Source organism: Streptomyces sp. NBC_00078 (assembly GCF_026343335.1).
In the GTDB taxonomy this organism is placed as follows: Bacteria; Actinomycetota; Actinomycetes; order Streptomycetales; family Streptomycetaceae; genus Streptomyces.
Genome location: NZ_JAPELX010000001.1, coordinates 3,593,655 through 3,608,389, shown reverse-complemented (window position 1 = coordinate 3,608,389; position 14,735 = coordinate 3,593,655). Strand labels below are relative to the sequence as shown.

General features: G+C 70.5%; 12 protein-coding genes and 1 pseudogene. 9 read left to right on the top strand and 4 right to left on the bottom strand.

The annotated features are described in order from the left end of the window. Positions 1-70: 70 nt before the first annotated feature. Complete coding sequence (locus OOK07_RS16765) at positions 71-529, bottom strand: metallopeptidase family protein (protein WP_266683552.1); 459 nt, start codon at positions 527-529, stop codon at positions 71-73. A 343-nt stretch (positions 530-872) separates the two neighbouring features. Between OOK07_RS16765 and OOK07_RS16760 the strand changes: the two genes are divergently transcribed. The 7 genes and pseudogenes from OOK07_RS16760 (at position 873) to OOK07_RS16730 (ending at position 7,945) form a co-directional block, all read left to right on the top strand. Next, positions 873-1,247 (top strand): DUF3499 domain-containing protein, encoded by a 375-nt coding sequence (locus OOK07_RS16760; protein WP_266515510.1) that lies wholly within the window; start codon positions 873-875, stop codon positions 1,245-1,247. Between the two features lie 254 nt (positions 1,248-1,501). Next, positions 1,502-2,464: pseudogene (locus OOK07_RS16755) on the top strand (L-lactate permease); the annotation flags it as partial. A gap of 128 nt (positions 2,465-2,592) precedes the next feature. Then, the gene (locus tag OOK07_RS16750) at positions 2,593-3,957 is read left to right on the top strand and encodes a phosphomannomutase/phosphoglucomutase (RefSeq protein ID WP_266797211.1); all 1,365 of its coding nucleotides are present in this window, start codon (positions 2,593-2,595) and stop codon (positions 3,955-3,957) included. Positions 3,958-4,191: 234 nt separating this feature from the next. Further along, entirely contained in the window at positions 4,192-4,362 is a 171-nt protein-coding gene (locus OOK07_RS16745) for a Trm112 family protein (protein WP_266681024.1), read from the top strand. A gap of 74 nt (positions 4,363-4,436) precedes the next feature. Next, entirely contained in the window at positions 4,437-5,567 is a 1,131-nt protein-coding gene (locus OOK07_RS16740; RefSeq protein ID WP_266797209.1) for an SIS domain-containing protein, read from the top strand. Positions 5,568-5,676: 109 nt separating this feature from the next. After that, positions 5,677-6,828 carry a mannose-6-phosphate isomerase, class I gene (gene manA / locus OOK07_RS16735; RefSeq protein ID WP_266797207.1) on the top strand — a complete coding sequence of 384 codons (1,152 nt, stop codon included), beginning with the start codon at positions 5,677-5,679 and terminating at the stop codon, positions 6,826-6,828. Between the two features lie 136 nt (positions 6,829-6,964). Beyond that, the gene (locus OOK07_RS16730) at positions 6,965-7,945 is read left to right on the top strand and encodes a cation diffusion facilitator family transporter (RefSeq protein ID WP_266797206.1); all 981 of its coding nucleotides are present in this window, start codon (positions 6,965-6,967) and stop codon (positions 7,943-7,945) included. 4 nt (positions 7,946-7,949) lie between these two features. Here the strand turns inward: OOK07_RS16730 and lepB are convergent, their stop codons facing one another. Both lepB and OOK07_RS16720 read right to left on the bottom strand, forming a co-directional pair. After that, a complete protein-coding gene (gene lepB / locus OOK07_RS16725; RefSeq protein WP_266797204.1) occupies positions 7,950-8,576 on the bottom strand; it encodes a signal peptidase I in 627 nt (208 codons plus the stop codon). A 166-nt stretch (positions 8,577-8,742) separates the two neighbouring features. Continuing rightward, on the bottom strand, positions 8,743-10,884 hold the full coding sequence (locus OOK07_RS16720; RefSeq protein ID WP_266797202.1) for a fructose-specific PTS transporter subunit EIIC: 2,142 nt from the start codon (positions 10,882-10,884) through the stop codon (positions 8,743-8,745). A gap of 469 nt (positions 10,885-11,353) precedes the next feature. Here OOK07_RS16720 and ahcY point away from each other — a divergent pair, with 469 nt between their 5' ends. Beyond that, positions 11,354-12,811: an adenosylhomocysteinase gene (gene ahcY, locus OOK07_RS16715; RefSeq protein ID WP_266681013.1), complete on the top strand. Its 1,458-nt coding sequence runs from the start codon at positions 11,354-11,356 to the stop codon at positions 12,809-12,811. A gap of 174 nt (positions 12,812-12,985) precedes the next feature. Next, positions 12,986-13,600 carry a hypothetical protein gene (locus OOK07_RS16710; protein WP_266681012.1) on the top strand — a complete coding sequence of 205 codons (615 nt, stop codon included), beginning with the start codon at positions 12,986-12,988 and terminating at the stop codon, positions 13,598-13,600. 68 nt (positions 13,601-13,668) lie between these two features. Here the strand turns inward: OOK07_RS16710 and OOK07_RS16705 are convergent, their stop codons facing one another. Continuing rightward, complete coding sequence (locus tag OOK07_RS16705; protein ID WP_266797200.1) at positions 13,669-14,673, bottom strand: RDD family protein; 1,005 nt, start codon at positions 14,671-14,673, stop codon at positions 13,669-13,671. Between the last annotated feature and the right edge of the window lie 62 nt (positions 14,674-14,735).

Here is a 14,735-nt window from a genome sequence, read left to right as displayed (position 1 = left end):
TACCGTCCTCGCCCGCCCAGCCCGCCCAGCCCGCCCAGTCCGCCCAGCCCGGTCAGTCCGCCCAGTCCGCTCAGCCTTCCGAGTCCTCGCCGTAGCGCGGATCCACCGTCTCCGGAGTCAGCCCCAGCAGCTCGGCCACCTGCTCGACGACGACCTCGTGCACCAGAGCCGCCCGCTCGTCGCGCCCCTTCGTGCGGATCTCGACCGGCCGCCGGTACACGACCACGCGGGCCGGCCGTCCCTCCCTGGAGGGAATCGTGCCGCCCAGCGGAACCGACTCGTCGTTCCAGGCCTGACCGGGGCCGTCCAGACGCGGCACCTCGATGACGAGGAAATCGATGTCGGCGAGCTGTGGCCAGCGCCGCTCCAGCCGCTCCACGGAGTCCTGCACCAGATCCGCGAACGCCTCGGCACGACTCGCGGAGAGCGGCACCTGGGGCGGTGCGATCGGGCCGCGCATGCCGCGACCGTGGCGATCACGACGGCGGGGCCCGGGGGCGGCGGCACGGGGCGGTACGGGGTTGTCCATCACTGGTGAAGCGTAGTCCCCGCCGGGACCGCTCGCCGTGCCCCACGCGGCTTGCCGGCCGGCCTCGGAGCCCCCTGGACGGCATGTCGCAGGATGACCATTCCGGCCAAGGTTGGGCTCGTTTCCGTATCCCTCCGAGACCGGTGATCTCGCGGCAATTGACTCTGTTTGTACGGAGTGTTGATCGGGTGTGCGGTCGCCCTTCGCCCTGTGAACGCGCGTCCTTGCAGGTCACCGAGGTGTGCGGCAGAAAGGGTGTGTGCTGTTTCACAGCACGACACGGTGGAGTGACCTGAGGGGGAGTCGTCGCGGCCCGCTCAAGAGTGCGGTACCGTCCAACGTCGTGAGCCCTGTACGTCGCTGTTCGCGCACCGCTTGCGGCCGTCCCGCCGTCGCGACGCTGACGTACGTCTACGCCGACTCGACCGCGGTCCTCGGCCCGCTCGCCACCTACGCCGAACCCCACTGCTACGACCTGTGCGCCGAGCACTCCGAGCGCCTCACCGCCCCCCGAGGCTGGGAGGTCGTGCGGCTCCTCGACGGCTCCGCTCCGGCCCGCCCCAGCGGCGACGATCTGGAAGCGCTTGCCAACGCGGTGCGCGAGGCGGCCCGCCCCCAGGAGCGGGCGGCAGGTGCCGGAGGCGGGGCGCGCAGGGCGGACCCCATGGAGGTCGCACGGCGCGGGCACCTGCGGGTACTGCGGTCTCCGGACAACTGAGGGCACCCGGCATCCCTCTGCGCCCCTCCCTGCCGTTCCACCCGGTGGCGCACACCCACTGACGCGTTGACGCGCCCTTGTCGCGAACACGGCCATTCCGTAGTCGGCGGGAAATCGCTTTCCGTACGTCGGAATCCGGGGAGGCGCCCCGCGTACGTCCAGGAACCAACGGGAACCCGTCACCGACTCGCTCGGCCTGTCCGCCCTCGTCGGGGCCCTGCCCCTGCTGATCGTCCTGATCCTGCTCGGCGGGGGTGGCCGCCCTGGTGTGCGGAGTCGCCTCCGCAGTCGTCCAGTTCGCCGCCCCCGACTACGTCTCCGACTACGCCTTCGCGCAACTCGCCGACACCGGCGCCGCGTTGGCGGGCGCGGACACCCTGGTCGCCGTACCGCACGCACGCGTGCCCGCCGCCGACTCCGTGCGCGCGTCCGTGCTGACCTGCGCGCGCAGCGAGGAGTTGGACGAGGAGGACACCCCGGGCGCGAGGTCCTGCGCGCGTACGCCCCGTACGCGCTGATCGTCGTGGGCTTCTCCGTCGCGCAGATCCGTGGGGCCAAGGACTGGTCGGCCGAGACGACGCAGACGTACGACTGGCCGTCCCCGGACGTCGCCGGGCCGGACGGGGAGCCGGTCGGCGGCAATGTCTGCACGTGTCCCGTCGTGTCGATGGGCCGCACGCTCGTGCTGCTCGCCGGGGTGTGCACGGCGGTCGTACTCGGCGTGCACGCGCGCGTGGCGGTCAGGGAAGGGGCTGCGACCGTCTACGAGTTGGGGTTCGCGATCCTGACCCTCCCGTCCGTACTGACGCCGGCGTACGTCATGAACCTCTCCGTGCAGGCCGACACGATCGGCCACTTCGTGGCGGCGGCGGGAGCCGGACCCGCCTTCCTGTCCCCGGCGCTGGGCTGGTTCGGAGTCGCGGTCTCCGGTTCGGGCACGTCGGCCAACACACTGTTCGGGTCGCTTCAGGTGGCCGCCGCACGGGAGTCGGGCCCGTCGCCCGGACTCCTGGCCGCCGCCAACAGTTCGGGCGGCGGCCTCGGCAAGATGACTGCGCCGCAGAACCTCACCATCGCGTGCCCCGGCCGTGGGTCTCGCGGGCCGCGAGGGGGATCTGCTGCGCAAGGTGCTGTCCTGGAGCCTCGGCCTGCCGCTGGTGAGGTGCCTGATCGTGCCGGCACGGAGCTCGCCGGTCCTCCACTGGATGCCGCCCTGACTCTTCCCGATCTCTCACCCGGCTCTGACCTGAGGTTACGGCTGGAAGTCCACTCGGCGTCCGCGCGGCGTGCGGCCATCCGGTACGGGTAGTTTGGGGCGACCGATAGGACTTCAGGAGGGTTGGCCGTGGCTGCTGATCTGTCGCAGATCGTGAAGGCGTACGACGTACGCGGGGTGGTCCCGGACCAGTGGGACGAGCCGCTGGCCGAACTCTTCGGGGCGGCCTTCGTCCGGGTGACCGGGGCGGACGCGATCGTGACCGGTCACGACATGCGACCGTCGTCGCCCGGCCTGTCGCGTGCCTTCGCGCGCGGGGCGGGCGCACAGGGCGCCGACGTGACGGAGATCGGCCTGTGCTCGACGGACCAGCTGTACTACGCCTCGGGCGCCTTCGGCCTCCCGGGCGCGATGTTCACGGCCTCGCACAACCCGGCCCAGTACAACGGCATCAAGATGTGCCGCGCGGGCGCGGCGCCGGTCGGCCAGGACACAGGCCTGGCCCAGATCCGCGAACTGGCCGAGCAGTGGACGGAGTCGGGCGCTCCGCAGCCGGCCGCCGAGTCGGGAACGATCACGCAGCGTGACACGTTGACGGACTACGCGGCTCACCTCCGCTCCCTCGTCGACCTGGCCTCCATCCGCCCCCTGAAGGTCGTGGTCGACGCGGGCAACGGCATGGGCGGCCACACCGTCCCCACGGTCTTCGCGGGCCTGCCCCTGACCGTCGTCCCCATGTACTTCGAACTCGACGGCACCTTCCCGAACCACGAGGCCAACCCGCTGGACCCGGCGAACATCGTCGACCTGCAGCAGCGCGTCCGCGAGGAGGGCGCCGACCTCGGTATCGCCTTCGACGGCGACGCGGACCGCTGCTTCGTGGTCGACGAGCACGGCGACCCGGTGTCCCCGTCCGCGGTCACGGCACTGGTGGCCGCGCGCGAGCTCGCGAGGAACGGCGGCAAGGGCGTGATCATCCACAACCTGATCACGTCCTGGTCGGTCCCGGAGGTGGTGAAGGAGCACGGCGGCACCCCGGTCCGCACCCGCGTCGGCCACTCCTTCATCAAGGCCGAAATGGCCGAGGAGGGCGCGATCTTCGGCGGCGAGCACTCCGCCCACTACTACTTCAAGGACTTCTGGAACGCGGATACGGGCATGCTGGCCGCCCTCCACGTCCTCGCGGCCCTCGGCGGCCAGGCCGGCCCCCTCTCCGCCCTCACCGCCGAGTACGACCGCTACGTGGGCTCCGGCGAGATCAACTCCACGGTCGCCGACCAGGCCGACCGCCTGGCCGCCATCAGGTCGGCTTACGGTGCCCGCGAGGACGTCACCCTCGACGAACTCGACGGCCTGACGGTCACCTCCACCGACTGGTGGTTCAACGTCCGCCCCTCCAACACGGAACCGCTCCTTCGACTGAACGCGGAGGCGAGGGACGAGGCGACGATGACGAGGGTGCGGGACGAGGTCCTGGCAGTCATCCGAGCCTGACGGTTCCGGCCCGTCGGGCGTTCGAGGGCCAGGTGTTCGGGCCTATTGGAGGTCAGGGGACGGAGCCTCCCGGAGGAAGACGGCCCACTCTCGCAGCGCCTCCGGCAGCCCCCGGCCCCACCTCGCCCCGACCCCGACACGCCACCCCTCACGGCGGTACCCTGACCAGGCACATCCGCACAAGCACCTGTTCAAGCAAGCGCACGCGCCCCAGCCCCTCGAAGGGACACACCCATGCCGCTCGAAGCCGGCCTCCTGGAGATCCTCGCCTGCCCGGCCTGCCACGCACCGCTCAAGGAGCAGGAAGCCGAGCTGATCTGCACGGGCGAGGACTGCGGCCTGGCCTATCCCGTTCGCGACGGCATCCCGGTGCTGCTCGTCGACGAGGCCCGCCGCCCCGCGTAACGCCGAGCCCCGCCACTCGCGCACGACCCCCCGGGGCGCACCCGAAGAGCCCCGGCGATCGGAGGCTGCCGCCCATGCTCGACGAATCGCTGCTCGACAACCCCGAGGCCCTCTCGAAGGCCGACCGCCGCAGCCTGCTCCGCGGAGCCGCCGAGGCAGGTGCCCGCGTCCGCACGGCCGCACGGCACGCAGCCGAGGCAGGCGTCGCCGACCTCAAGCCCGACGGCCGCCCGCGCGCCGTCCTCATCGCGGGCCCCGGCGCCGCCGCCACCTGCGTCGCCGACCTCCTCGGCACGCTCGCCGGCCCCGGCAGCCCCGTCATCCGCCTCGCCCCCACCGGCGTCGCCCCCGCGGCGGGCGCCCTGCGCTGGGAGCTCCCCGGCTGGGCCGGCTCGGTCGACCTGCTGCTGATCACCACCCCCGACGGCTCCGAACCGGGCCTGTCGCTGCTGGCGGACTCGGCCTACCGCCGAGGCTGCACGGTCGTCGCGGTCGCCCCCGCCCACACCCCGCTCACCGAGGCTGTGGAAAGCGCCCACGGCCTGTTCGTACCGATGGCGACCGCCCCTTACGAGCAGGGCGAACAGCAGTTCGCCGCATCCGCCCCCGGAGTCCTGTGGGCGCTGCTCACACCCCTGCTGGCGCTCCTCGACCGCACCGGCCTGGTCACCGCCCCGCCGGACGCCGTCGACAAGATCGCCGACCGTCTCGACCACATCGCCGAGCGCTGCGGGCCCGCCGTCGTGACCTACAGCAACCCCGCCAAGACGCTCGCCGCCGAACTCGCCGACGCGCTGCCCGTCGTATGGACCGAAGGTGTCTCGGCGGGTCCCGCCGGCCGCCGGTTCGCCGCTGCCCTCGCCGAACTCTCCGGCCGCCCGGCCGTGGTGGCCGAACTCCCCGAGGCGCTCGCCGCGCACGGTGCGCTGCTGGCCGGGCCGCTCGCCGCCAGCGCCGACCCGGACAACTTCTTCCGCGACCGCGTCGAGGAGGCGCCCGCACTGCACGCACGCGTGGTGCTGTTCCGCGACCGCCCGCTCGGCGGCCTCACCGCCGCCCTCGCCGCCCGTGAACTGGCCCTCAGCCACGACACTCCGATCAGCGAGCTGGAGCCGGAGCCCGGCGGCGAACTGGAGACCCTCGCCGAACTGATCGCCATCACGGATTTCGCCGCCGTTTACCTGGCGCTCGCTTCGGGAGCCTGATCTTGACGTCGACGCTCTGACCGTCGTAGGCACGCGAAGACACGTACGTACGCCCCGCGAGGACGAGCAGTCGTACGCACAACGAACCGGCAGAAAGAACCGCAACCGCATGGACCGCCTGGACAACACCATCCGCCCCTACGCCTGGGGTTCCACCACCGCCATCCCCACCCTCCTCGGCGTCGAGCCGAGCGGTGAACCGCAGGCGGAGATGTGGATGGGCGCACACCCGGGCGCACCCTCGCGCACGGAACGCGGCACGCTCGTCGAGATCGTCGACGCGGACCCGGAGAAGGAACTCGGCCCGGCAGCCGTCGCCAAGTTCGGCCCCCGCCTGCCCTTCCTTCTCAAGATCCTCGCCGCAGGCGGCCCCCTCTCCCTCCAGGTGCACCCCAACCTCGCCCAGGCGAAGGAGGGTTACGAGGACGAGGAGCGGCGCGGCATCCCGGTCGACGCCCCGCACCGCAACTACAAGGACGCCAACCACAAGCCCGAACTGATCTGCGCGCTCACCGAGTTCGACGGCCTGTGCGGCTTCCGGGACCCGCTGCAGGCCGCGGACCTGCTCGCCGGCCTGGGAGTCGACTCCCTCAAGCCCTATGTCGACGTGCTGCACGCCCACCCCGAGGACGCCGCCCTGCGCGAGGTCCTCACGGCGATCCTCACCGCCGACCCCGAGGAGATGCACCACACGGTCGCCGCGGCCGCGGCCGCCTGCACCCGCCTCGGCGGCCGGTACGCGCCGTACGCGGACATCGCCCACCACTACCCGGGCGACCCCGGCGTCATCGCCGCGATGCTCCTCAACCACGTCCGCCTGCAGCCGGGCGAGGCCCTGTTCCTCGGCGCCGGCATCCCGCACGCGTACCTGAACGGCCTGGGCGTCGAGATCATGGCCAACTCCGACAACGTCCTGCGCTGCGGCCTGACCCCCAAGCACGTCGACGTCCCCGAACTCCTGCGCATCGTGCGCTTCGAGGCCGGCGACCCGGGCGTACTGCGTCCCGAGGCGTCAACGGACGACGAGGAGGTCTACGAGACCCCCATCGACGAGTTCCGGCTGTCGAGGTACGTCCTCCCCGAAGGCGGCGCCGCTCGCGACCTCACCCGGGCCACCCCGCAGATCCTGCTCTGCACGGCCGGTGTCGTGCGGGCGGACGGGCACGAACTCGGCCCCGGACAGTCGGTCTTCGTCCCGGCGGGCGAGAAAGCCGAAGTGTCCGGAGCGGGCACGATCTTCCGGGCCACTGTGATCGTATGACCGGGGTTGTGGACACCTGACGCGCCGTCGCCGGACAGGGCTGCAAGAATGGCCCACCGGCAAAGGACGGGCAAAGCCGCGACGAGGCAGGGCCCCGGACGGCGTACGTACGAAGGCGAAGGGACAACGCGAACACATGAGCGCGTCAGGCGGCACCAGGGCGATCGTGGCGGCACTCGGCGCCAACCTCGCGATCGCGGCATCGAAGTTCGTGGCGTTCGCGTTCAGCGGTTCGTCGTCGATGCTCGCCGAGGGCGTCCACTCGCTCGCCGACTCCGGCAATCAGGCCCTGCTCCTGATCGGCGGCAAGAAGGCCCAGCGCGAGGCGACCCCGCAACACCCCTTCGGCTACGGCCGCGAGCGGTACATCTACGCCTTCCTCGTCTCGATCGTCCTCTTCTCGGTCGGCGGCATGTTCGCCATCTACGAGGGCTACGAGAAGATCCGCCACCCGCATGAGGTGGAGCACTGGTACTGGCCGGTGGGCGTCCTCCTCTTCGCGGTCATCGCCGAGGGCTTCTCCTTCCGCACGGCCATCAAGGAGTCCAACGAACTGCGGGGCGCGCTGTCCTGGCCACAGTTCATCCGGCGCGCCAAGGCGCCCGAGTTGCCGGTCGTCCTCCTGGAGGACTTCGGCGCACTGATCGGTCTGGTCCTCGCGCTCGGTGGCGTCGGGCTCGCCCTGCTCACCGGCGACGGCGTCTGGGACGGCATCGGCACCGTCTGCATCGGCGTCCTGCTCGTCCTGATCGCGCTCGTCCTCGCTGCCGAGACCAAGTCCCTGCTGCTCGGCGAGGCCGCCGGCACCGAAGACGTCAAGAAGATCGAGGCCGCGGTGGTCGACGGTGACACGGTCACCGGCATCATCCACATGCGCACGCTCCACCTCGGCCCGGAGGAACTGCTGGTCGCCGCCAAGATCGCCGTCCAGCACGACGACACGGCCGCCCAGGTCGCCTCCGCCATCAACGCAGCCGAGACCCGTATCCGCGCCGCCGTCCCCATCGCCCGCGTCATCTACCTCGAGCCGGACATCTACAGCGAGTCCGACGCCGCCAAGGGCCCGGACCGCGAGGCGACGCCGGGAGGACCGGCGCCGCACCCGGCGGAGCACTGAGCGCTCAGACCTGAACCGGCTGGTTGGGCCAGGGCGCCGGCGGTACCGGCGGCGCCTGGCGCCGCCGCACCACCAGGAAGCCGATCCCCAGCCCGATGCCGGTGAGGAACAGCACCGCGCCGAGCAGCAGGGCCGAGCCCAGCAGAACCAGGATCGTACGGTCGTCCGTCACTCGGCCCCGCACGGCGTCCACGGGCACGGTTCCCCCGTGGTCCTTGGCGAAGAAACGGGAGTCCATCGCGTCGGCACGGTGGTCGCCCAGCAGGAACATCCGCCCCTGCGGCACGGTTACGTCGTACTGCTCGTGCCCACCGTCGGCGTCGCCCCCATTGACGTAAGGCTCCTTGACCGGCTTCCCGTTCACGGTGACCCGCTCCTGGGAGCCCACGAACGTGCAGCAGGCCACGCGGTCGCCGCCCACTCCGATCACCCGTTGCATGTGGACCCCTTCGGCGCCGTAGCGGTCCGGTGCGGAGAACAGCACGACGTCACCGCGCCGCACCTCGCTGCCGTCCACCTGCTCCCACACGATGCGCTCGCCCGCCTTGTACGTCCGCGCCATGCTCCCACCGGGCTGCGTGCCCACGCCGTACGCGCCGCGCCCGTAGACGAAGATGCCGATCGCCGGCACCAACCCCACCACGAGCGCCGCGATCCCCAGTCCCCGCCCTCTGCGCGCCGTGTCACAACCTCCCCATGCGGCCCATCCGCGGCGCGGAGAATGGACGGTCTCGGTGAACACCCGGTGCGGGCCCGCACGGCGTTCGGCGCACGGACCCCTACCAGCATCTTTCAGCTCACCCGATCTCACCCAGCACGTCGAGCACGGCCCGCTCGTTGGCCGCGGCGGTCAGCCGCTCCCGGAACCCGTCGTCCATCAACTTCCGCGACAGCACCGCCAGAATCCGCAGGTGCTCATCGCCCGCGGCCGCCTCCGGTACGGCGATCATGAACACCAGCCGCGCCCTCGTACCGTCCATCGAGCCCCACTCGACGCCCTCGTCGGACCGGGCGAACCCGACGACCGGCGCGGTCACCGCGTCCGTCTTGGCATGCGGAATCGCGATCTCCTCGCCGAGCCCGGTGGTGCCCTGCTCCTCGCGCCGCAGCGCGGTCCGCACGAGTTCGTCCCCGTCCGCCACCTTGCCGCTGCGCGCCAACAGCCCCGCCATCTCCCGGATGGCAGCCTCCTTCTCCTGCGCGTCGAGCCGGATCTTGACGGTCCGTTCGGTGAGATAGCCGGAGAGGACATCGGCACCTTCGGTACCTTCGGCACCGGTACCTGCGTCGGCGGAACGAGTCGGCTCGGCCTCAGGAGCGGAGTTCCCTCCACCGGAGCCCGCACCGGCCGACGCGGATCCACGCACGGCTTGCGGCGCTACGACAGCACGCGCGCCCGAACCCGACGACGTACCCACGCCGGCCGGGACCAACGGGGACACCGGCTCGCCACCGGCCACCCCCGCACCGAGCACCGGCTCCGCGCGCCGCTTGCGCTCGCTGATGTCGACCAGGGCCACCGTCGTCAGCGCCGTGGCCACCGTGCCGACCACCACCGCCACGAAGAACATCGGCACGCCGCTGACCGCACCCAGCACAGCCACGATCGGTCCGCCGTGCGGCACAGCGTCCTTCACACCCGCGATCCCGGCGACCGCACCGGCCACCGCGCCGCCGAGCATGTTGGCCGGAATGACCTGCGCGGGCCGCGCCGCCGCGAACGGAATCGCGCCTTCGGAGATCCCGAAACACCCCATGAACAGGGACGCGAGACCGGTCTCACGCTCCTGCTCGGTGTAGAGCCGCTTGCGCAGCAACGTCGCCAGCCCCTGTCCCAGCGGCATGACCGGGATCGCGGCGGCACACATGCCCATGACCGTCTGGTTGCCGGTCGCGATGAGCCCCGCGCCGAACAGGAACGCCGTCTTGTTGACCGGCCCGCCCATGTCGAACGCGATCATGAGCCCCAGAATCGCGCCGAGCAGGATCGCACTCGTGCCCGTCATCCCACTGAGCCAGCTGGTCAGATGCTCGAACACCCATGAGATCGGCTGCCCTATGACGTAGATGAAGAACATCCCGAGCGCCGTCGTCGCCAGGATCGGGATCACGATGATGGGCATGATCGGCCGTACGAACTTCGGGACCCTGACCTTCTTGATCCACAACACCAGATACCCGGCGAGGAACCCGGTCACGATCGCCCCGATGAAGCCGGCGCCCGCCTTGGAGTCGTACAACGACCCCGTGTTCGCGATCCAGCCACCGATCATGCCCGGCACGAGCGCGGGCCGGTCGCCGATGGCATACGCGATGTACCCGGACAGAATCGGCACCATCAGCGTGAAGCCGATCACGCCGATGTTGTTCACGTCCATCCAGAAGGAGTCCTTCGGGATGACCAGACCGCCCGAGGGGTCCGCGTGCCCGCCGAGCGACAGCGAGATCGCGATCAGCAGCCCGCCGACCACCACGAACGGGATCATGTAGCTGACCCCGTTCATCAGCGCCTTGTACCCGACGCTCCGCTCCTTGCCACCACCGGCCGACGGCGCTGCCGCCGCGCTCCCCGGCCGGTGCACGGGCGCCGACCGCACCTGCTCGATCAGCCGTTCGGGATGGTGAATACCCTCCGCCACCCCGACCTTGAGCACCCGCTTGCCCACGAAACGGCTCAGGTCCACATCCTTGTCCGTGGCGACGATGACGCCGTCCGCGGTGCTGACATCGTTGTCATCGAGGACGTTTTCAGCCCCGATTGATCCCTGGGTCTCCACCTTCATGTCGATGCCACGGCTCGCGGCGGCCTGCGCGAGCTTCTCCGCGGCCATGTACGTGTGTGCAATGCCGGTCGGGCATGCGGTAACGGCGAGCAGCTTCACGCTCCTGCTCTCGCCTTCGCCGCCGCCCGTGGGGGGAGGGCCGGCCGGAATGGTCACGTCGATCTCCTAACGTCTTCGTCGCGCGAAGCGCCGTCCCGGACGCCCCGCGAGATCGATCAGAGAGTTCCGATCTCCAGGCATCCTGCACTACCTGACGCCCGCCTCAAAGAGACAAAAGTCCTTGTCTGCGCCGTTCTGTTGACTCCTGTTCTCCCGTTCGTACGTGTCCTGTTATCGCGCTGCCCGCCCCTCGCCCTCCCCACCCGCTGCTCGCCGTGATCGACGTGGTGTGTTCGGATGTGGACTGGGGACGGCCGGGCGGACCGGTGTAGCTTGGGACGGAGCCAGACGTCGCTGCTGATGGCGGTCGGGCGGTCCCAGCAGGGACCGACCGAGGGAGAGAGGGCCTCCGACGGACTGCGCTGCGCGTACCGGGCATGCCTGTGTCCTCTTCGGGCACCTTTGTGTCCGCCGCCGCGCAGACCAGCCGTACCCACCTCGCCCCAACCCCGAGGAGCAGCTCGCAATGACGACTGTCGACAACCGGCAGGACTTCAAGGTCGCCGATCTCTCCCTGGCCGTCTTCGGCCGCAAGGAGATCACCCTCGCCGAGCACGAGATGCCCGGCCTGATGTCGATCCGCAAGGAATACGCCGAGGCGCAGCCGCTGGCCGGCGCCCGCGTCACCGGCTCCCTGCACATGACCGTGCAGACCGCCGTCCTCATCGAGACCCTGGTCGCCCTGGGCGCGCAGGTCCGCTGGGCGTCCTGCAACATCTTCTCCACCCAGGACCACGCGGCCGCCGCCATCGCCGTCGGCCCGAACGGCACGCCCGACAACCCGCAGGGCATCCCGGTCTTCGCCTGGAAGGGCGAGACCCTGGAGGAGTACTGGTGGTGCACGGAGCAGGCGCTGACCTGGCCGAACACCCCCACCGGCGGCCCGAACATGATCCTGGACGACGGTGGTGACGCCACCCTCCTCGTCCACAAGGGCGTCGAGTACGAGAAGGACGGCAAGGTCCCGTCCGTCGACACCGCCGAGTCCGACGAGCACCGCGTCGTCCTCGAGCTCCTGCACCGCACCATCTCCGACGGCTCGCAGAAGTGGACCGAGCTCGCCTCGGAGATCCGCGGCGTGACCGAGGAGACCACCACCGGCGTCCACCGCCTGTACGAGATGCACCGTGACGGCACCCTCCTGTTCCCGGCGATCAACGTCAACGACGCCGTCACCAAGTCGAAGTTCGACAACAAGTACGGCTGCCGTCACTCCCTGATCGACGGCATCAACCGCGCCACCGACGTCCTCATCGGCGGCAAGACCGCGGTCGTCTGCGGCTACGGCGACGTGGGCAAGGGCTGCGCGGAGTCCCTGCGCGGCCAGGGCGCCCGCGTGATCATCACCGAGATCGACCCCATCTGCGCCCTGCAGGCGGCGATGGACGGTTACCAGGTCACGACCCTCGACGAGGTCATCGACAAGGCCGACATCTTCGTCACCACGACGGGCAACAAGGACATCATCATGGCCTCGGACATGGCCAAGATGAAGCACCAGGCCATCGTCGGCAACATCGGCCACTTCGACAACGAGATCGACATGGCCGGCCTGGCGCAGATTCCGGGCATCGTCAAGGACGAGGTCAAGCCGCAGGTCCACACCTGGACGTTCCCCGACGGCAGGGTGCTGATCGTCCTGTCCGAGGGTCGTCTGCTCAACCTGGGCAACGCCACCGGCCACCCGTCGTTCGTGATGTCCAACTCGTTCGCGGACCAGACCCTGGCCCAGATCGAGCTGTTCACCAAGCCCGACGAGTACCCGACCGACGTCTACGTGCTGCCCAAGCACCTCGACGAGAAGGTCGCCCGTCTCCACCTGGACTCGCTCGGCGTGAAGCTGACCACGCTCCGCCCCGAGCAGGCCTCGTACATCGGTGTCGCGGTCGAGGGCCCGTACAAGTCGGACCACTACCGCTACTGAGCGGCCCGGCGCAGCACATGGTGGGCGCGTCGGTGCGCTGACGCGCCCACCAGCAGCAGTCCCTCCGAGGCAGGCCCCCGCACCCCCGTGCCGGGGGCCTGCCCCTTTGGCTCTGCGGCCGGTCGGCCGGACCAGCCCCTCAACCGGACCAGCCCGTCAAGACCCAGGACCCCCATGCCCCGCGGCCGTTATTCGCTCCACGATCCGCACGATCACACCCCCCTCGCAGAAGAGCACTTCCACTGCGCCCCCGGCCCCTCCGGCTGGCGCTACGTGTCCCAACTGACCACTCCCTCGGGCGATCACCATGGCTCCGTCGACCTCACACTCGACGAACTCGGCCGCCCCATCCGCCTCGAACTCCACGCCGCCGACTGGCAGGTCCGGGGCGCGGCTCTCGACGGCGTCACCTGGGTCCGCACGGACCCCACGGGCGCTGACGCGAACGAGGGCAACGTCCTGGCCCACGCATTCACCGGCACATCCCCCGCGTTCCTCGTCGCCACCACCCGTCTCCTGCGCCTCACCCCCTCCGCCTCAGCAACCCGCGTACGCCTCGTCGCCTTCACGGATCCCGTCCTCGCCCCGCGCACCGTGGACCAGTCCTGGACCTTGGTGAACAGAGAAACACACGCCACTGACAACGCCCCCCTGACCGTGGACGAATACCAGGTCACAGCCTTGGACACGGGCGAACAGCACGCCGTACACATCGCCGGCGACGTAGTGCTCGGGGCGCCCGGCATCGAACTGGAAGACCTCGAATCACCGCCGTCCACCTTCACCTGAGCGAGACGGGCGCCGCCTGAGAAAGACGCGGGCAGAACCGACGCGAGGCGGCCGGACCTTCGACGGGGCTACGCCGGCGGTACGAACCCGCTGGACTCGGCGCTCCCACCCGCCCCGCTGGACGGACGATCGGCAGGCGGCCCCACCTGCGAACCGGCCGGCGCGGCTCCGTGCGCCGAAACCTTGTGTGGCGGAGCTTCAACCTCACGCCCGGCCGCAGCCGCCAGCGCGACATGAGCAGCAGGCGGCGGTGCCGTCACCGGAGAGAACCCCGCAGGACGGCCGTAGGAGCCCGGCACAACAGCCTGGCCCCCGACTGATGTGCCGTTCGCGACGGCCCGTCGTACCTCCCGGGCCTGCCGCTCCTGCACCACGGCCGCCAGATACGCCGCCGAAGGAACACCCTGCGGAACCGGCGTCCCCGTACGAGCCGCGAGATCCGAAGCGAGCCGCTCCGCCATGGCCGAGCCGACCTGCGGATCCAGCTGCTGCATCCGCGTCAGGTACTGACGGATCGCGAGCCACAACCCGTCGGGAACGGCTGACAGATCAGCCCCCGAGAACCTCCCGGCCAGCCATATCGGCGGCGGAGGCACGAAGCCCGTCGGAACGACGGGCACCCTTTCCCGTACGACGAGAGTTCCGGCGAACACGTCGCCGAGCCGCCGGCCACGAGCCGACACAAGGGACGCAATGCAGGCGATGACCCCGAACGTCATCAGGATCTCCACGAATCCGATCCCGCCCCGAACCAGCGCATGCCGGAACCGGATCGGCCCCCCGTCGTCCCTCACCACCCGCAACCCACACGCCATCTTTCCAAGAGAGCGCCCATGGCTGAGCGTCTCGACCACGATCGGTCCGCCCACCATCACCAGCACGAAGCTCGTGATCGACACCGCGGTCTGCGCCGCGTCGTCCAGTGAAGCCGTGGAAGCGACGAGCGCAATGGTCAGCACGATGTAGACGGCCACCGCCACAGCCAGGTCGAGCAACACCGCAAGCCCCCTGCTGGGCAGCCTCGCGGGGCGCAGCTCCAACGCCACCGCCTCGCCCGTCACCAGCTCGCTCACGCGTCGTCCTTCCCCTGGCCTGCCCGTTGAACGGCCAGTCTGCCAAGCTGAGGGCGCTTCGT